This window comes from Dickeya oryzae (genome assembly GCF_020406815.2).
GTDB classification, from domain to species: Bacteria; Pseudomonadota; Gammaproteobacteria; order Enterobacterales; family Enterobacteriaceae; genus Dickeya; species Dickeya oryzae.
The window spans coordinates 2,406,850-2,424,073 of the sequence record NZ_CP162670.1; the positions used below are offsets into that span (position 1 = coordinate 2,406,850).

A 17,224-nucleotide genomic window follows, 5' to 3' on the forward strand; every position below is an offset into this window, starting at 1 on the left:
CTTGATCTGACACATGGCCTTGAAAGGTTGAGAGTTACCGGTTTTGATAGGGGTGTCGAAGCCTTATACAAAACACAAGGTAACTCTCATGTTTCATACTACCAATCCCGTTATCAAACACAAAGCTGGTTTGCTCAACCTCGCTGAAGAGCTCAGCAACGTATCCAAAGCCTGCAAAATCATGGGCGTTTCACGGGATACGTTTTATCGTTATCGCGAACTGGCTGATGAAGGCGGCGTGGATGCACTGATAAACCGTAGTCGTCGCGCTCCTAACCTTAAAAATCGTACCGATGATGCCACTGAGCAGGCTGTTGTTGATTATGCTGTCGCATTCCCGGCTCACGGCCAGCACCGGACCAGCAACGAGCTGCGTAAACAAGGTGTTTTTATCTCCGGAAGCGGCGTTCGTTCAGTCTGGCTGCGTCACGACCTTGAGAACTTCAAAAAACGTCTGAAAGCGCTGGAAGAAAAAGTGTCTCGTGAAGGTATCGAACTTACTGATACCCAAATTGCCGCGCTGGAACGTAAAGCCAGTGATAACGAAGCCTGTGGCGAAATCGAAACCGCTCATCCGGGCTATCTGGGCTCGCAGGACACGTTCTATGTGGGCAATCTGAAAGGCGTCGGGCGGATTTACCAGCAGACGTTCGTCGATACGTATTCGAAAGTAGCTCACTGCAAGCTCTACGTGACTAAAACGCCGATTACAGCAGCTGATTTACTGAATGATCGTGTACTGCCGTTTTATGAGTCTCATGGCCTGCCGATGCTGAGGATACTGACCGACAGAGGCACAGAGTACTGTGGCAAAGTGGAGCAACATGATTACCAGCTGTATCTGGCGATAAATGACATCGACCACACGAAAACCAAAGCGATGTCGCCACAAACCAACGGTATCTGTGAGCGGTTCCATAAAACGATACTAAACGAGTTTTATCAGGTGACGTTCCGTAAAAAGTTATATGGCGATCTCGACACATTACAAGCGGACCTTGATGAATGGCTGACTCACTATAATAATGAGCGAACCCATCAGGGAAAAATGTGCTGTGGGCGGACGCCAATGGAAACATTACTTGATGGAAAACGCATCTGGGCTGATAAAAATTTAAGCCAGATGTAATCTGACAGACACCTGTATAAATAACCGGTAACTGTCAGATCAGGTCTGAGCTAATACATATAAGGCTCTGTTACCAGCCGCGCCCTAACAGGCGCATCGCAATCTGACATTTGCATCCAAATCCGTTACTTACGGCCCGTAAACGGGCTACCTGGATATGGGATTGATAACTGCTCGCCCAGTTTATCCTGCTCCAGTTGGTGCTTTATGTAGTCCCGGATCTTCGATGTATTTTTACCCACCGTATCTACATAATACCCTCGGCACCAAAACTCCCTGTTCCTATATTTGAATTTCAGATCACCAAATTGTTCATAGAGCATCAGGCTACTTTTGCCTTTCAGATACCCCATGAAGCTCGATACACTCATCTTCGGCGGGATCTCCACAAGCATATGTATGTGATCAGCACAGCACTCTGCTTCCAGAATCTGCACATTTTTCCATTCACACAGCTTTCTTAAGATACTCCCTACTACACGCCGTTTCTCACCGTAGAAGACCTGTCTTCGGTATTTGGGTGCGAAAACTATGTGATATTTACAGTTCCAGCGAGTGTGCGCTAAGCTCTTTTCGTCCCCCATTGGGACCCCCTTTTGATTTCTTGTTTGACCATTGCAGTTGCCAGACCGCAAGGTGTTTTAACAAATCAAAAGGGGTTTTTATATCCGCCCCAAAGCTGGAAGCTTTACGGAACCCCCAGCCTAGCTGGGGGTTTTCTATAGACAACAATGCCAGTCACCTTAAGTGACTGGCATTAGCCATCTGGCGGTTTTTTTATGTCTGAAAGTCGATTAATTACTGGTATCCAATTCCGGGAGATTTTTAACCAGCTCATCAATGGCTTTCATCTGTTGCAGGAACGGCTCCAGCTTATCCAGCGGCAATGCCGAAGGACCGTCACATCGGGCACTGTTGGGTTCTGGGTGTGCTTCAATAAACAACCCGGCGATGCCAACGGCCATACCGGCTCGTGCCAGTTCAGCGACCTGAGCACGGCGTCCACCTGACGCCGCACCAAACGGATCGCGGCATTGCAGTGCATGCGTGACATCAAAAATCACCGGTGCGCCATGCGAAACCTGTTTCATGACATTGAAGCCCAGCATATCCACAACCAGATTGTCATAACCGAAGTTGGTGCCACGATCGCACAGGATCACCTGCTCATTGCCACCTTCGCGGAATTTATCCACGATATTCCCGACCTGACCGGGGCTAATGAACTGTGGTTTTTTGATATTGATAACCGCGCCCGTTTTAGCCATCGCCTCGACCAGATCGGTCTGGCGGGCCAGAAAGGCCGGTAACTGAATAACGTCGACAACCTCAGAGACCGGTTGAGCCTGCTGTGGTTCGTGCACATCGGTAATGATTTTCACGCCGAAGGTGTCCTTCAGCTCCTGGAAAATCTTCATCCCCTCTTCCAGACCCGGACCACGGTAGGAGTGGATAGAGGAACGGTTTGCTTTATCAAAGGAAGCCTTGAAAACATAGGGGATGCCCAGTTTCTGCGTCACCGTGACATAGTGCTCACAAATTCGCATCGCCAGTTCACGGGATTCAAGTACATTCATGCCGCCAAACAGCACAAACGGCAGATGGTTGCCGACCGGGATGGACCCGATGTTAACCACTTTATTGTTCATAAACTTACCTTATTGTCGGATAAATCAGATATTCGGATTTCCGGTTACGTCCCGAACTAATGCAGCACAATCTGCTTATGTTCAATGGAGTGAATCTGTTTTTTGATCATGTCGCTGACCGGGTCTTCCGGGCACTGCTCTACAAAGTAACTCAGATCTGACAACGCGATATGATCGCAGTCTAACTGTGCATAAATCAAACCACGGTCACGAATTTCATACGGGTCCTCAGGGTCAAACTGCAACACAGCCTCACTGGCACGCAGCGCCAGCTCCATCTGCTTTTCTTCCATTAGTGCGACTTTGAGCGTATCTAACAGCTTGCGGACAATCATCACGTTTTCCGCTTCATCCAGATCGCTATCCAGCAGTCTGGCAGAGAGGCCGATATTGCCTTTCAGCCAGACCTCAAGCACATGCTCGCTCAGCGTGTCGCCATTTAGCGGATTAATCAGCCACATTTCATCATCGAGCCAATCCGCACGTAAAATAAGTTGAGTGGGGAAAATCACAGGCATCAGAGGCAAGTCCAACTGATGAGCGATATGCAGGAAGATAATCCCGAGCGACACCGGCATCCCTTGTCGGGTGGCCAGCACTTTGTCCAGCCATAGCACGTCAGACAAATGGTACACACCGCTGGCACCGCCAAAACCCCAGGTATGGAAAAAGAGCTCAATCAACTGCTCCAGTTGTTGATCCTGATCCAAGTCGGCGGAGATGGTCGCTCGCGCTTCATCAACAAGCTGTTGCAGATTTTGCTTCACTTCCTGCGCGGAAAAATCGCGGCGTATCGACTGGGAGACCAGGATCACACCTTCGCTTAAGGATGACTGGTTAAATTCAAAATCAGCAATAGAACTCATAGTTATTCCATCAAAGCAAAGATAACGTCAGCTACACGCCTGAAAAGCGAACTTCATAACCGCTGCCCGCACGCCCCGCGAGTCCGGTCGCGCCAGCGAATCCGATAATAATGCCAAATCGCGTGTTCGTCAGCAGATCTGTCTGGAACCTCAAGCGATAACGACCGCTAATCATTACCAATGTGATCCTGTTCAAGTTGTGACACCAGAGGCCCCAACAGGCTTAGCGCTGGTCAGGCGAACCGACGGACCATTGCCCCAACGTCACCCGCTCATTATCACCATAATCACGGTGTGTTTTCACCTGAACGAATCCCTGTTGCGACAACAGTTTCCGAACCGACTCGCCCTGCTGCCAGCCATGCTCGAGCAGTAACCAGCCACCATCCAGCAGGAAATCACCTGCCTGTCGGATAATGTGCTGCAAATCAGCCAAGCCCCGTGCGCCTGCCACCAATGCACTGGCTGGCTCAAAACGCACATCGCCACATGACAAGTGCGGGTCATGTTCATCAATATACGGTGGGTTGCTGACGATGACGGCAAATCGCTCTTCGCCCAACGGCGAAAACCAATCGCCCGGCAAAAATCGGGCGTTATGGATCCCCAGTCGGCTGGCATTCTGGCTTGCCAACGCGACCGCATCCGGTTGGCGATCAATACCCACAACCTGACAGTCAGGCCGTTCATGGGCAATGGCCAATGCTATCGCCCCGGTACCGGTCCCCAGGTCCAGCACCGATGACGCACTGTCAGGCAAATGCGCCAATGCCTGCTCGACCAGGCATTCAGTATCCGGCCGCGGGATCAGCGTCGCTGGCGATACCGCCAACGGCAATGACCAAAATTCCCTGTACCCGACCAAATAAGCAATCGGCTCGCCGGTTACACGCCGTGCCAGCAGGGACTCCAGCGTTAGCGCTTCGTCGTCAGTCAGTTCTGTTTCGCCAAACGCCAGCAGAAACGTACGGCGTTTACCGGTCACATGCTCCAGCAGGATTTCGGCATCGCGCTTGGGGCTGTCACTTGCCTGAAGCCGGACTGTCGCCTGTTGCAACCAGTGCTGATAATTCATTGATCCTGCTCAGCCAGCGCTGCCAGTTGGTCAGCCTGATATTCCTGAACGATAGGCTGAATCAACATATCCAGCTTGCCTTCCATCGCTTCATCTAACCGATAGAGCGTCAGGTTAATACGATGATCCGTCACTCGCCCTTGGGGGAAATTGTACGTTCGGATACGGTCAGAGCGGTCACCACTTCCTAACAAGTTGCGTCGGGTAGAGGCCTCTTCCTGTTGACGCTTATGCATTTCCGCAGCGCGAATACGGGCAGCTAACACCGACAACGCCTTGGCTTTATTCTTGTGCTGCGAACGCTCGTCCTGACACTCCACCACAATGCCAGTCGGCAGGTGGGTAATACGGATAGCGGAATCCGTGGTGTTGACGTGCTGCCCGCCCGCACCGGAGGAGCGGAAGGTATCGATTCTCAAATCAGAAGGATTGATGTCAGGTAACTCGGCTTCCGGCACTTCCGGCATCACGGCCACCGTACAGGCGGACGTATGAATACGCCCCTGCGATTCGGTGGCTGGCACACGCTGAACACGGTGACCACCGGATTCGAATTTCAATTGCCCATAGGCGCCATCACCGATGACCTTGGCAATCATTTCTTTGTAGCCACCGTGCTCGCCGTCGCTCGCGCTCATGATTTCGACCTTCCAGCGGCGGGACTCGGCATAACGGCTGTACATGCGAAACAGGTCACCGGCGAATAACGCCGCTTCATCACCACCGGTACCGGCGCGGATTTCCAGAAAGCAGCCACGTTCATCATCAGGGTCTTTTGGCAACAGCAGCACTTGCAGTTGTTGTTCCAGATCTTCACTGGCTACTTTAGCCGCCTGCAGTTCGTCCTGGGCCAAATCACGCATTTCAGGATCGTCCAGCATCAATTCGGCCGTTTCGATATCATCCTGCGTCTGCTGCCAGCGCTCAAAGCAACGGGTAATGTCGGTAAGTTGCGCGTATTCGCGGGACAACGCCCGGAAACGGTCCATATCGGCAATCACACTGGGTTCCCCCAGCAGCGCCTGTACTTCTTCATGGCGCTCTTGTAACGCTTCCAGTTTGGCAACAATAGAAGACTTCATGCGGGCAGTTCAATCCTGTGTTGAATCATATGGGGGGAGAAGAATGCTAGTTCAAGCCGAGGCTGTCACGCAAAATCTGCAAACGCTCAACATCGCCATCGCGGGCGGCCTGCTGTAACGAACGGGTGGGCGCATGGATCAGGCGGTTGGTCAGGCGGTGCGTCAGTTCCTGTACGATGGCCTCAACATCACCGCCATTCTGTATTGCCGCCAGCGCTTTGGTTGTCATCTCTTCACGCAGGCTATCCGCCTGCGAGCGATAATCCCGGATGGTATCTACCGCTGACTGCGCGCGCAGCCACGCCATAAACTCTGAACACTCCTGCTGTACGATGGATTCAGCCTGAATCGCCGCCGCTTTGCGCTGCGCCAGATTGTGCTGAATGATCGCTTGCAGGTCATCCACGCTATACAGGTAAATATTCGGCAATCGCCCAACTTCCGGCTCGATGTCACGCGGCACCGCGATATCCACCATCAGCATCGGTTGGTTGCGGCGCGTTTTCATCGTGCGCTCCATCATCCCTTTACCGATGATGGGTAATGTACTGGCGGTAGAGCTGATGACGATATCCGCCTGCGGTAAATGCGCGTCCAGCTCCGCCAGCGTAATGACTTCGGCACCCACCTCTTCGGCCAGCGCCTGAGCGCGCTCACGCGTACGGTTGGCAATCACCATCCGCTTCACACGATGTTCACGTAGATGGCGGGATACCAGCTCGATAGTTTCGCCGGCGCCGACCAACAGCACATTGACATCCGCCAGCGATTCAAAAATCTGCCGCGCCAGTGTACAGGCGGCAAACGCGACTGATACCGCACTGGCACCAATATCCGTTTCAGTACGAACCCGTTTGGCGACGGTGAATGATTTCTGGAACATGCGCTCCAGATCGCCTGACAGCGAACGCTCGCGCTGAGAATCCGCAAACGCTTTTTTGACCTGCCCCAAAATCTGGGGTTCACCCAACACCAGAGAATCCAGCCCGCTGGCGACACGCATCAGATGGCTGACGGCAGCGTTGCCTTCATGCCAGTAAAGATTTTTGCGGATATCATCAGGGTTGAGCTGGTGATAATCACACAGCCAGGCGATCAACTGTTCGTGCCGGTTATCCTGCTCTTCCACACTGAGATACAGCTCAGTGCGGTTACAGGTAGACAACAACACACCGCCTTGAACCAACGGTTGTTGTAACAGACTGTGCAGCGCCTGCCCCTGTCTGTCCGGCGAGAACGCAACGCGCTCGCGAAGAGAGACGGGTGCTGTTTTATGATTGATACCAAGCGCAAGCAGGGTCATGGTCTACAGAGTAATCCCGGTGTTAGTATGGGTTTCATCTAAGGGGCATTCTACTTGAAGCCTGCGGGCAAGAAAAGTAACCCCGATTGACTAGACTCACGTCATCAACGTCTTACCAGGTAACATCACAAGGATTGACGCTGCCAGCCAACCCCGCTAGCGTGACGCCTTGTTGTGAACCTATGATGCTTGTAACAGGACCTCTTCGACATGCCCAATAAACCCACCCAAGCCTTACGGTTACTGCCTTTGGCGAGTGTGTTACTGACTGCCTGTACCCTGACTCAGCCCTCCTTGCCGGGTAAAAAAACCACCTCTCCCGAGTGGCGCGAACACGAGCAGAAAGTACAAAATTTGACCCACTATCAAACGCGCGGCTCGTTTGCCTATATTTCTGATAGGAAAAAACTGTACGCCCGTTTTTTCTGGCAGCAGCCCTCCCCACAGCGCTACCGTCTGTTACTCACCAACCCGCTTGGCGGCACGGAACTGGAGCTTCAGGCAAGCCCGGACCTGGTGCAGATAACCGACAACCAGGGCAAACGCTATATGGGTAAAGACGCGCAGTACATGGTTCAACAGTTAACCGGCATGGCGATTCCGCTCGACAATTTACGCCAGTGGATGCTTGGCCTGCCGGGTGACGCACAGGATTTCACACTGGATGAACATGCTCTGCTGCACAGCGTCAACTATCAGCAAGGCGATCAGCACTGGAATGTCTCCTACCTGTCTTATACCGATGGCCCGTTGCCATTGCCGCAGAATCTGGAACTGACTCAGGGCGAGCAGCGTATCAAACTGAAAATGGACAACTGGACAACGCAATAAATCATGGCGACTGCAAGCAACCGCTGGCCTTCCCCGGCCAAGCTGAATCTGTTTTTGTATATCACCGGCCGCCGACCGGACGGGTATCATAATCTGCAAACGCTGTTTCAGTTTCTGGGCTATGGCGATACGCTGACCATTACGCCACGCCAGGATAAACACATCGTGCTGCTGACGCCGTTGCCCGGCGTTCCCGATGAACAAAACCTGGTGGTTCGTGCCGCCCGTTTGTTGCAGGCGTGGTGCCAACAGGCTGGATTACCGTTTGCCGGTGCTGATATTGGTATCGATAAACGTCTGCCGATGGGGGGCGGTCTGGGTGGTGGCTCCTCGAATGCCGCCACCGTGCTGGTGGCACTCAATCAGTTGTGGCACAGTCAGGTCCCCGTGGACACACTGGCCGCGCTGGGCCTGAAACTGGGGGCGGACGTACCGGTATTTGTACACGGGCACGCCGCATTCGCCGAAGGGGTGGGAGAGCAGTTAACCCCCGCCTCACCTGCGGAAAAGTGGTATCTGGTGGTACATCCCGGTGTGAGTATTCCTACCCCGCTCATCTTCGGCGATCCAGACCTGACACGCGACACGCCAGTACGCCCATTGACACAGTTACTGACACAAACTTTCAGCAACGATTGTGAAGCCGTCGTAAGAAAACGTTTTCGTGAGGTTGAAGAGCGACTTTTATGGCTGTTAGAATACGCACCGTCGCGCCTGACTGGCACCGGCGCTTGCGTGTTTGCCGAATTCGACACCGAGTCCGCCGCTCGTCAGGTGTTAGACCGGGCCCCGGAAGGTTTACAGGGTTTTGTTGCCCGTGGAATGAACGTTTCTCCACTGCAACAACAGCTTTCCGGGCAATTCAAGGGTTGCTAAAACACCACCGCCGACCGTGGTGCTCTAACGATCTTTTCCATACACCCGTATGTATATCCTGCTTGCGGTACGACACACGGCCTTCCGCAGGCGGAATATTTCTCTGGACGCAAGCTTGAGGTTCTTCTCGTGCCTGATATGAAGCTTTTTGCTGGTAACGCTACGCCGGAACTAGCACAACGTATTGCCAACCGTTTGTACACTAGTCTGGGCGACGCTGCTGTTGGTCGTTTTAGCGACGGCGAAGTCAGCGTACAAATCAACGAAAATGTACGCGGTGGTGATATTTTCATCATCCAGTCGACCTGTGCTCCCACCAACGATAACCTGATGGAGCTGGTCGTTATGGTTGATGCCCTGCGCCGCGCTTCCGCAGGACGTATTACCGCTGTCATCCCCTATTTCGGTTATGCCCGTCAGGATCGCCGTGTGCGTTCCGCCCGCGTGCCGATTACGGCTAAAGTCGTGGCTGATTTTCTCTCCAGCGTCGGTGTTGATCGTGTCCTGACGGTGGACCTCCATGCCGAGCAGATCCAGGGCTTCTTTGATGTGCCGGTAGACAACGTGTTCGGTAGCCCAATCCTGCTCGAAGACATGCTGCAACAGAGTCTGGATAACCCGATCGTGGTTTCTCCGGATATCGGCGGTGTGGTTCGCGCCCGTGCTATCGCGAAGCTGTTGAACGATACCGACATGGCGATCATCGATAAACGTCGTCCTCGTGCCAACGTTTCTCAGGTGATGCATATCATCGGTGACGTAGCGGGTCGTGACTGCGTACTGGTTGATGACATGATCGATACCGGCGGCACGTTGTGCAAAGCGGCAGAAGCGCTGAAAGAGCGCGGTGCCAAACGTGTCTTCGCTTATGCAACCCACCCGATCTTCTCCGGCAACGCTTACGAGAACATCAAGAACTCTGTCATTGATGAAGTGATTGTCTGCGATACCATCCCGCTGTCGGAAAATATTAAGTCACTGCCGAATGTACGCACGCTGACATTATCTGGCATGCTGGCAGAAGCTATCCGCCGTATCAGCAACGAAGAATCCATTTCTGCGATGTTCGAGCATTAATCGATATTTCGGTTAGCAAGGCGACGCCACCGGGATGTTATTATCCGGTGGCATTTTTATTGGCATCACATTATGACGATGCGTATTATTTATACCCGTCTTTATTCTTCTTACCCGATGCTGGTGAATATCTCCCCCACCTCATTCGGGTTGCAGGGCAACACGTTCTTGTCTTGAACATTCATACGTTGAACATTCACAGCAGAACGATGAGCCTGGGCCTCGTTATGGATCGAGTAAAACACCAACACACGCCTGCAACGTGAGATATGACGGGTATATATAACCCCGCCTGCGACCGACGAGTCAATTGCGTCTTGAGCTACACGTGACTTAAGGGTGACGCTCACGGCGGCAGCGTTTATCAAAGTGTTTCAGCCACCAGTAACGGTCCGTCACACTCTCACGACCACTAATACGTGCACCTGTCAGCCACAAAATAGCGCCAGCAAAAATAGCCAGTAACTCTACATAATAGAGCGACCCCGGCAGATTTAATTCAGGCAGCTGATTAGCAATCGAATACGCTATTCCTGAAACCATAAGCAACAGACCCAATCCCATGAATGCGTTGCCCACTCTCTCAGCATTTCTACGTTTCATATTTCACCTCCAGAAATATCCAGTGGAAATAATCAGACCAGGGAAAATAACTAGACCACGGTGAATAATTAAAATAGTGCTGCGTGCCCTTCTGATCTGCTCACAGTATAAGCAGCCCCTCCGCCTGAGGTTGCGTGAAGGATCACATGTTGGTGATCAACAGCCCCTGCGTTACACTACCCGCTTTGCCAATTCCCCAGATACGTGGCACGCCTCTGGCCGTTTGAAAACGTATCGCGTGAGTCGTATCCAATAATGAGTGGTATGCAACTGTGAGTGGTATCAAATTGATTGTAGGTCTGGCGAACCCTGGAGCCGAATACGCCGCCACCCGCCACAATGCGGGTGCCTGGTACGTTGACCGCCTGGCTGACGCCTACCGGCAGCCGCTGAAAGAAGAGAGTAAATTTTTCGGCTATACCGCACGCCTGTCTCTGGCAGGCAACGATGTACGTTTGCTGGTGCCCACAACGTTCATGAACCTGAGCGGTAAAGCCGTGGCTGCCATGGCAACGTTTTATCGCATCCAACCTGATGAAATTTTGGTGGCACACGACGAACTGGACCTCCCCCCCGGCGTCGCCAAGCTGAAACTCGGCGGTGGCCATGGTGGTCACAACGGGCTGAAAGATATCGTCAGTAAACTTGGCAATAACCCCAATTTCCACCGTTTACGCATCGGCATCGGCCATCCGGGCGATAAAAACAAAGTGGTGGGATTCGTGCTCGGTAAGCCGCCCGTCAGCGAACAGACGCTGATCGATCAGGCCATCGACGAATCCTTGCGCTGTACCGATATTTTGATGAAAGAAGACATGGTCAAAGCCATGAACCGCCTGCATGCGTTCAAAGCGTCATGATGACGTATCGGGCGGATCGAGTTCATGCCGCATTATGTGTATAATTAGCATCAAGACTGACTTTTTCCATTCTGACAGGCTTTTTACACGTAAAGCCTGATGATTAGTGATTTTTAAGGTGACATAAACATGGGATTCAAATGCGGTATCGTTGGGCTGCCTAACGTGGGTAAATCTACTCTGTTCAACGCGCTGACCAAAGCCGGTATCGAAGCGGCCAACTTTCCGTTTTGTACTATCGAACCCAACACCGGCGTTGTACCGATGCCGGATCTCCGCCTCGACCAACTGGCTGAGATCGTCAAGCCGCAGCGTACCATCCCCACCACCATGGAATTTGTGGATATCGCTGGTCTGGTAAAGGGTGCCTCCAAAGGTGAAGGTCTGGGTAACCAGTTCCTGACTAACATCCGTGAAACCGAAGCCATCGGCCATGTGGTACGTTGCTTTGAAAATGAAAATATCATCCACGTTGCGGGTAAAGTGAACCCGGCGGAAGATATCGACACCATTAACACCGAACTGGCGCTGGCGGATCTGGATACCTGTGAACGTGCGCTGCACCGTGTGCAGAAGAAAGCCAAAGGCGGCGACAAAGACGCGAAAATTGAGCAAGCAGCGCTGGAAAAGTGCCTGCCACAACTGGAAAAGGCTGGCATGCTTCGCGCCTTAGATCTGAGTGCAGAAGAGAAAGCCGCCATTCGTTACCTGAGCTTCCTGACGTTAAAGCCGACCATGTACATTGCCAACGTGAATGAAGACGGTTTCGAAAACAACCCCTACCTGGATCAGGTGCGTGAAATCGCTGCCAGCGAAGGTTCGGTGGTGGTGCCGGTCTGCGCGGCGGTGGAGTCAGACATTGCCGAGCTGGACGACGCCGAGCGCGACGAATTCATGGCTGAACTGGGCCTGGAAGAACCGGGGCTAAACCGCGTGATTCGTGCTGGCTACAAACTGCTGAACCTGCAGACTTATTTCACCGCCGGGGTGAAAGAAGTCCGCGCCTGGACCATCCCGGTCGGTGCGACGGCTCCGCAGGCAGCCGGTAAAATTCATACCGACTTCGAGAAAGGCTTTATCCGCGCCCAAACCATCGCCTTTGATGATTTCATCACTTACAAAGGTGAACAAGGTGCCAAAGAAGCCGGTAAAATGCGTTCAGAAGGGAAAGAATATATCGTTAAAGACGGCGATATTATGAACTTCCTGTTTAACGTCTAAAATCGTTTTTGTTGTCTCATGAGATCGCACAGTCTCTATTGAAGACTGACAAACCCAATAAAAATCCGCCTTCAAAGAAGGCGGCTTTGATGTGGCCCCCTGAAAGGGGGCACAACATATTTATTCGCCACTCTTTAGCCTTCTTCTCGAATGCATTACCGAGGAAAAACCTCACAGTCTCTCTGAATCATCTAAGTGTAAGATGAAACATTTACGCATGGGCTTTCTTCAGGCTAGAGCCTCACAGGAACAATCACCACCTCCCGAGGAGGTGGTTTAAAGCTGACAATAAAATCCACGCAGTTGCGTGGATTTTATTATTTCATACTGTCTCAGATAATATCGTAGAAGCGTAGCTAAAATTAAGTACACCGGTGAGAACAATAACGGTGTAATAAATATACACGGAATGATTATACTCACTGATACTCGATGCCACACAGTAAAACCCAACGGCAGAAAAGTATGGCGCTATCGATTTAAACTCACCCAGTTCGCGTTTGGCAAACTCTCCAAATCAACCTGTATACCATCGCTATCAAATAGGTAGAAATCACGGATATACAATATTACTGATTTTCTTCTTCGGCGATCAATTGACGACACACCGTGAGATTAAGCTCAACAAATTCGTCCCAAGTGTAAAAGCGGGCATAATGCTGCTCAAATTGAAGATCGACTCGGCAAATATCTGGCCGATCATGATAAATACTGCACCCTTTATTGACGGCGTCATAATGCCGACAAGTCCCATCACCTTGATCGAGAAAACGAGTCTCTTCTGCCAGATTCACACGCTGACAGCAAATGCCACACTGTACGCACGGAAACGGAGAAAGGTTGCTGTCACAAAACATATTTATCACTTGTTATCAGGCTAGCGAGGGGGCGCGAGCCTGATTTCACCTCATGCGTCAATATCATCCAGCTTTGCTTTTTTACCTTCCGCGACAGTTGCAATATCAATAATCCGTCGTTCAGTGGAAAGCACCAGATTACCCTCTTGATCGAGGATCGGGGTATCAATCATAATTTTTAGCAATTTCGCATAGTTAGCGGCCATGTATACGGCATCTTTGCTTTCTTGTGGGAAGTTACGGTAGTTTTCGCCGTAGCTATCCAGCGCGTGCTTCATGTCGTGGACCGCACCACGAAGGCGAGCACTAATCAGTGAAAAGGCCTTATTTGCCAGCGAGGTGATCGTTTCAATAGTCTGGAGTTTACCCACTATCAATACGCCCTCAGCGTGAGCGCTTTTGGCCTGCTCAAGGTTACTGAGTGCGTTATTAAGTGCTTCTTCACCCTTATTCCCCAGAATATGGCCGAAAATAGCCAATGCCGGCCCCGCTACAATCCCGCCGAGCACCATCATCCCACCTGCCATACCAAAACCGCCCGTTGCCAGGGAACCACCGCCCAACCATGCCAGCGTGGCGTTTGTTGCTGCCACCCCCGTCAGAGAAGAAATGGCAGTTCCCGTACTGGCCGTTGCCAGCAGCATTGTGCCGTTATACGCGCCAAATGCCAGCGCTGCACCACTTCCCATCCCGGCACCAAGGCCCAGCCCAGCCTCTTTCAGCATTTGATAATTTTGCTTCAGGTCAGATAAGGTCGTATGTGCGAAATCACTCGCGTTCAGTTTTTCCAACTCGCTGCTGTGCGTCAGTTCAACGTTCTGCAGGCGGCTAAAAGTGACGATAAATTCATTAATGACGCCGTTAAAAGCGCGGAGCTTACGCTGACCATAGTCTTCAATGGTTTTGTTTGTCGCTTCGCGGCTGCTCTCAATTTGAGCGCCGATCTCGTCAATCATGCTTTGCGCACTTTCGTTGATATCTTTTGCATTGCTGTGGTCTTTTGCACCGCCAACACCTTTGACGATACCGTAAATGCCAGCAGCAGCGGCTACCGTGCCGATAATAATTGGAATAGGCATGTCATAACTCCTTTATTCTAGAATAAGGGCGATTGTTTTACTCATTTCATTGTTTAATGCTTCGGCACGGTCTAATAGATCCTTGAAAATAAAATCAGGTATCTTGAAATAAATCTGAATTTCTTTTAGCAACATCCATTCAATACTGGATATTTGACCATCCTTTAGCGCAACTAAAAAAAGCTGGAAGAGAATGATTTTAGGCGTTGCTATATCTTCAATAGTTTTATCTGCAAGGAGTATCTTTAATACTGCAGTGGCAGCCTGAATACGTGTTTCTGGAGCATCAATCACGGCGAGCGGATAGGACTTGAGTTTCTCAATTAAACCGTGTTCCGTAGTCGTACTGGAGGGCCCAAATCCACCAAAGAATACGTTAGGTGAGACGGTTGAACCCGCTGAGTACTGTTCTAACTCTTCGAGTAATGCGGTTTCTAGCGCATCCTTATGGATGCTCATATTATTCAGATTAGAGTCTGACGTCAGCTCATCCTTCGTTTTCCCGTCCCAACGCAGCGGGTTATCAGATAGGGTAAGGAGTCTGGCAAGATCAACCAGCAGAGCCTTTTTCTCATCCGATAGCATTTTAATTAGCATAGTGATTTGGTTTCCATTCACAGTATTAATGGTTTATCTGAACGCATAAAATCATCGAACTCGGAGCGGTTTTGAAACTGCAATTGTTTACCCAGCAAAGAAGCAAAATCATTAATCGCAAACACAAGAATATCAACGTTATCGGCACCGTCAGAAAGGACTTTAAAAAGACGCTGAGTGTCCCGACGAAGCTGGGGAATTTCCCGAGCGGTAAATTCATCAAACAACGCTTGCTGCTTTGCGATATGTAAACGCGCCTCGACCTCAATTGCGCTGACACGGGCCAAACGCTCGCGCGAAAGTGCAACCCCACGGGCGGCCTCAAGAGCGCTTTGATAAAACATGGAGGAGAGCGTATAACCAATCATTCCACCAATGGCTGCACCCACCACCGGAACAGGAATCGCAACTTGCCCTAACGCCGCCATCATGCTGCTGGAAAGCATGCCCGCGCCTTTTTCCCCGATCTCATTCAACAGTTCAACTTCATCAATCTCATCATTCACGTAACGCTTGATGGACAGTCCCAGCGACAGACAGATATTGACCGCCAGAGCAGGGGCAGTTGTCCCGGCAATCGAACGGAGCACCTGGCTTTCAGATTGCTGCAAACCGGCTTTTATAGCTGAACCGGCGAACGCCGAACCATAACCTACGGCGGTGGCTTTCGTGATATCTACTGCAACATCTTCAATGGCTTCGCCCAGCGATTTCTTCTGCTGCGCCACATTGAAAATGTTGACTACCAGTGAAATAGCTCCGCCTACAATGGCACCTGTTTTCGCACCTTCAATACCGGCACGATGGCTGGTACGCGCAATATCCATCGCCGTGGCGATATTAGGATGCTCACGATAAAAAATGGCTTCTTCAGTCGTTAAACCACTGTCACAGATGTTGTCTGCTAACTGCTCGTAGTTGTCTGCTTCACGGCGAAATTTATCTGCTAAATCCGTCTTGCCTGCGGCCTCAACCTGACTGGCCTGTTCACGTAGATTAGCAGCACATTCATAGCAGTGTTTCGACGCCCCCGGGATCTGTTCTGAAGGCAGTTCCAGTTTCACGCCCCGGTAACGGGCAAATTTACCGTCTTCTTTTGCGATTTTTTTAAATAGCTCGTCACGGTCGCCAACAAACTTCATCTGACTTTGTGAACCTTCAACAATAACGCCATCCTGGATTTTTACCCGGTCAACGACGTTATGGTTGCGGCCAAATACGGGCAAATCATCGCTACGAATCGTCCGGGTGGTATCGCCATTAATAATCGCTTCGGCGTTATCGCGGCTGGTGGTAGAAATTTCGGCAGAAAATCCCGCTTGCTGCTTAATATTCTGCGTTGCGTAATCAGGGTTTACTTTATGGTTGGTGACATCTGCTAACCCTTTAGCAAACCGTTGCCCCGTTTCGTTATCAATACCACGATAGCCTTTGAGGTATTCCGCGCTGGCGCTACCAAAACGCTGAACAATTTCATCTTCCGCAAGCGCCGTGACCGTACGAATTTGATCGCGGTTGATTGCTTCCCGACTATGTTTCTGCTTCCTCACATCAGCGGATGCCGATGTCTCTTTTTTCTCTGAGTCATGTGACATGATGCATTCCTTCTGTATGTCGTCAAAAACAGTTCCACGACAAAGTGTTTTTATCTCAACAATGTGCTAAATATTGATTAATAAAAACAGTACTATAGATTCATTATAAAAATAATAGTAAGGAGAGGCAACTAAATGAGTTTGCGGAGCTATACGGCATGGTATTTCTATTTATACTTAAAAAATAGATGCTGTGCTCGCAAAGCGTCTTATTGTGCTGACTGTAGTTGCTTTCAATGTCGTGGTCAAGTATATCAGGACACGAGCTTAGGTTGTTCTGCCATTATCTTACTCCTACATTAACACTGTGTGGTCGCCATTGATTGTAATCCCCAAATAAATACCGAATAATATCCAATTCAGTCTCAGGCAAACACCTATAACCGGTTTCTGGCACTCCTTCAGACTTCGGAACAGGCGTTCGATTAATGTATGGTCCCAAAATTTCCACGTTGGCTCATACTCTGTGTTATCTGGTAACGCTATAATCGTTGTCTGAACGCCAGTGACTTATAGTGGCAGCA

Annotated in this window: 17 protein-coding genes and 1 pseudogene; 6 read left to right on the forward strand and 12 right to left on the reverse strand. The window is 50.8% G+C overall.

Annotation, left to right across the window (positions count from 1 at the left end):
* The first annotated feature begins 88 nt into the window (after positions 1-88).
* A complete protein-coding gene (locus tag LF929_RS10615) occupies positions 89-1,129 on the forward strand; it encodes an IS481 family transposase (RefSeq protein ID WP_210175837.1) in 1,041 nt (346 codons plus the stop codon).
* Between the two features lie 125 nt (positions 1,130-1,254).
* On the opposite strand, the gene tnpA is transcribed toward LF929_RS10615, so the two are convergent.
* The 6 genes from tnpA to hemA all read right to left on the reverse strand — a co-directional run bounded on the left by tnpA (position 1,255) and on the right by hemA (position 7,104).
* The gene (gene tnpA / locus LF929_RS10620) at positions 1,255-1,713 is read right to left on the reverse strand and encodes an IS200/IS605-like element IS1541D family transposase (protein ID WP_033570971.1); all 459 of its coding nucleotides are present in this window, start codon (positions 1,711-1,713) and stop codon (positions 1,255-1,257) included.
* A gap of 210 nt (positions 1,714-1,923) precedes the next feature.
* A complete protein-coding gene (gene kdsA / locus LF929_RS10625; protein ID WP_038904320.1) occupies positions 1,924-2,778 on the reverse strand; it encodes a 3-deoxy-8-phosphooctulonate synthase in 855 nt (284 codons plus the stop codon).
* Positions 2,779-2,834: 56 nt separating this feature from the next.
* On the reverse strand, positions 2,835-3,644 hold the full coding sequence (gene sirB1 / locus LF929_RS10630) for an invasion regulator SirB1 (RefSeq protein ID WP_038904319.1): 810 nt from the start codon (positions 3,642-3,644) through the stop codon (positions 2,835-2,837).
* 223 nt (positions 3,645-3,867) lie between these two features.
* Complete coding sequence (gene prmC, locus LF929_RS10635; protein ID WP_210175452.1) at positions 3,868-4,719, reverse strand: peptide chain release factor N(5)-glutamine methyltransferase; 852 nt, start codon at positions 4,717-4,719, stop codon at positions 3,868-3,870.
* Entirely contained in the window at positions 4,716-5,801 is a 1,086-nt protein-coding gene (gene prfA / locus LF929_RS10640; protein WP_038904316.1) for a peptide chain release factor 1, read from the reverse strand. Before prfA ends, prmC begins: the two co-directional genes overlap by 4 nt.
* A 46-nt stretch (positions 5,802-5,847) precedes the next feature.
* Positions 5,848-7,104, reverse strand: a complete 1,257-nt coding sequence (gene hemA / locus LF929_RS10645) for a glutamyl-tRNA reductase (RefSeq protein WP_038904315.1) — start codon at positions 7,102-7,104, stop codon at positions 5,848-5,850.
* Positions 7,105-7,314: 210 nt separating this feature from the next.
* On the opposite strand from hemA, the gene lolB reads away from it, so the two are divergent.
* The 3 genes from lolB to prs all read left to right on the forward strand — a co-directional run bounded on the left by lolB (position 7,315) and on the right by prs (position 9,888).
* Positions 7,315-7,935: a lipoprotein insertase outer membrane protein LolB gene (gene lolB / locus LF929_RS10650; protein ID WP_038904313.1), complete on the forward strand. Its 621-nt coding sequence runs from the start codon at positions 7,315-7,317 to the stop codon at positions 7,933-7,935.
* A gap of 3 nt (positions 7,936-7,938) precedes the next feature.
* Positions 7,939-8,811 (forward strand): 4-(cytidine 5'-diphospho)-2-C-methyl-D-erythritol kinase, encoded by an 873-nt coding sequence (gene ispE / locus LF929_RS10655; protein ID WP_210175451.1) that lies wholly within the window; start codon positions 7,939-7,941, stop codon positions 8,809-8,811.
* Positions 8,812-8,940: 129 nt separating this feature from the next.
* On the forward strand, positions 8,941-9,888 hold the full coding sequence (prs, locus tag LF929_RS10660) for a ribose-phosphate diphosphokinase (RefSeq protein ID WP_012884690.1): 948 nt from the start codon (positions 8,941-8,943) through the stop codon (positions 9,886-9,888).
* Positions 9,889-10,221: 333 nt separating this feature from the next.
* On the opposite strand, the gene ychH is transcribed toward prs, so the two are convergent.
* Positions 10,222-10,491, reverse strand: coding sequence for a stress-induced protein YchH (gene ychH, locus LF929_RS10665; protein ID WP_038904310.1), 270 nt, complete (start codon positions 10,489-10,491; stop codon positions 10,222-10,224).
* Between the two features lie 272 nt (positions 10,492-10,763).
* On the opposite strand from ychH, the gene pth reads away from it, so the two are divergent.
* Positions 10,764-11,351: an aminoacyl-tRNA hydrolase gene (pth, locus tag LF929_RS10670; RefSeq protein ID WP_012884688.1), complete on the forward strand. Its 588-nt coding sequence runs from the start codon at positions 10,764-10,766 to the stop codon at positions 11,349-11,351.
* Positions 11,352-11,480: 129 nt separating this feature from the next.
* On the forward strand, positions 11,481-12,572 hold the full coding sequence (gene ychF, locus LF929_RS10675) for a redox-regulated ATPase YchF (protein ID WP_012884687.1): 1,092 nt from the start codon (positions 11,481-11,483) through the stop codon (positions 12,570-12,572).
* Between the two features lie 569 nt (positions 12,573-13,141).
* On the opposite strand, the gene LF929_RS10680 is transcribed toward ychF, so the two are convergent.
* From LF929_RS10680 to LF929_RS10700, 5 genes and pseudogenes are all read right to left on the reverse strand, one after another.
* Entirely contained in the window at positions 13,142-13,429 is a 288-nt protein-coding gene (locus LF929_RS10680) for a YkgJ family cysteine cluster protein (protein ID WP_071603273.1), read from the reverse strand.
* Positions 13,430-13,479: 50 nt separating this feature from the next.
* The gene (locus LF929_RS10685; protein WP_038907943.1) at positions 13,480-14,508 is read right to left on the reverse strand and encodes a hypothetical protein; all 1,029 of its coding nucleotides are present in this window, start codon (positions 14,506-14,508) and stop codon (positions 13,480-13,482) included.
* A gap of 12 nt (positions 14,509-14,520) precedes the next feature.
* Entirely contained in the window at positions 14,521-15,105 is a 585-nt protein-coding gene (locus tag LF929_RS10690) for a hypothetical protein (RefSeq protein WP_038907942.1), read from the reverse strand.
* A 17-nt stretch (positions 15,106-15,122) separates the two neighbouring features.
* The gene (locus LF929_RS10695; RefSeq protein WP_050570675.1) at positions 15,123-16,700 is read right to left on the reverse strand and encodes a hypothetical protein; all 1,578 of its coding nucleotides are present in this window, start codon (positions 16,698-16,700) and stop codon (positions 15,123-15,125) included.
* A 379-nt stretch (positions 16,701-17,079) separates the two neighbouring features.
* A pseudogene (locus LF929_RS10700) lies at positions 17,080-17,200 on the reverse strand (IS3 family transposase); the annotation flags it as partial.
* Positions 17,201-17,224: the final 24 nt, after the last annotated feature.

Bases quoted from the DNA above. Each gene is read 5' to 3' on its own strand.
- LF929_RS10615 (WP_210175837.1), top strand. From the start codon at position 89: ATGTTTCATACTACCAATCCCGTTATCAAACACAAAGCTGGTTTGCTC.
- tnpA (WP_033570971.1), bottom strand. From the start codon at position 1,713: ATGGGGGACGAAAAGAGCTTAGCGCACACTCGCTGGAACTGTAAATAT.
- kdsA (WP_038904320.1), bottom strand. From the start codon at position 2,778: ATGAACAATAAAGTGGTTAACATCGGGTCCATCCCGGTCGGCAACCAT.
- sirB1 (WP_038904319.1), bottom strand. From the start codon at position 3,644: ATGAGTTCTATTGCTGATTTTGAATTTAACCAGTCATCCTTAAGCGAA.
- prmC (WP_210175452.1), bottom strand. From the start codon at position 4,719: ATGAATTATCAGCACTGGTTGCAACAGGCGACAGTCCGGCTTCAGGCA.
- prfA (WP_038904316.1), bottom strand. From the start codon at position 5,801: ATGAAGTCTTCTATTGTTGCCAAACTGGAAGCGTTACAAGAGCGCCAT.
- hemA (WP_038904315.1), bottom strand. From the start codon at position 7,104: ATGACCCTGCTTGCGCTTGGTATCAATCATAAAACAGCACCCGTCTCT.
- lolB (WP_038904313.1), top strand. From the start codon at position 7,315: ATGCCCAATAAACCCACCCAAGCCTTACGGTTACTGCCTTTGGCGAGT.
- ispE (WP_210175451.1), top strand. From the start codon at position 7,939: ATGGCGACTGCAAGCAACCGCTGGCCTTCCCCGGCCAAGCTGAATCTG.
- ychH (WP_038904310.1), bottom strand. From the start codon at position 10,491: ATGAAACGTAGAAATGCTGAGAGAGTGGGCAACGCATTCATGGGATTG.
- ychF (WP_012884687.1), top strand. From the start codon at position 11,481: ATGGGATTCAAATGCGGTATCGTTGGGCTGCCTAACGTGGGTAAATCT.
- LF929_RS10680 (WP_071603273.1), bottom strand. From the start codon at position 13,429: ATGTTTTGTGACAGCAACCTTTCTCCGTTTCCGTGCGTACAGTGTGGC.
- LF929_RS10685 (WP_038907943.1), bottom strand. From the start codon at position 14,508: ATGCCTATTCCAATTATTATCGGCACGGTAGCCGCTGCTGCTGGCATT.
- LF929_RS10690 (WP_038907942.1), bottom strand. From the start codon at position 15,105: ATGCTAATTAAAATGCTATCGGATGAGAAAAAGGCTCTGCTGGTTGAT.
- LF929_RS10695 (WP_050570675.1), bottom strand. From the start codon at position 16,700: ATGTCACATGACTCAGAGAAAAAAGAGACATCGGCATCCGCTGATGTG.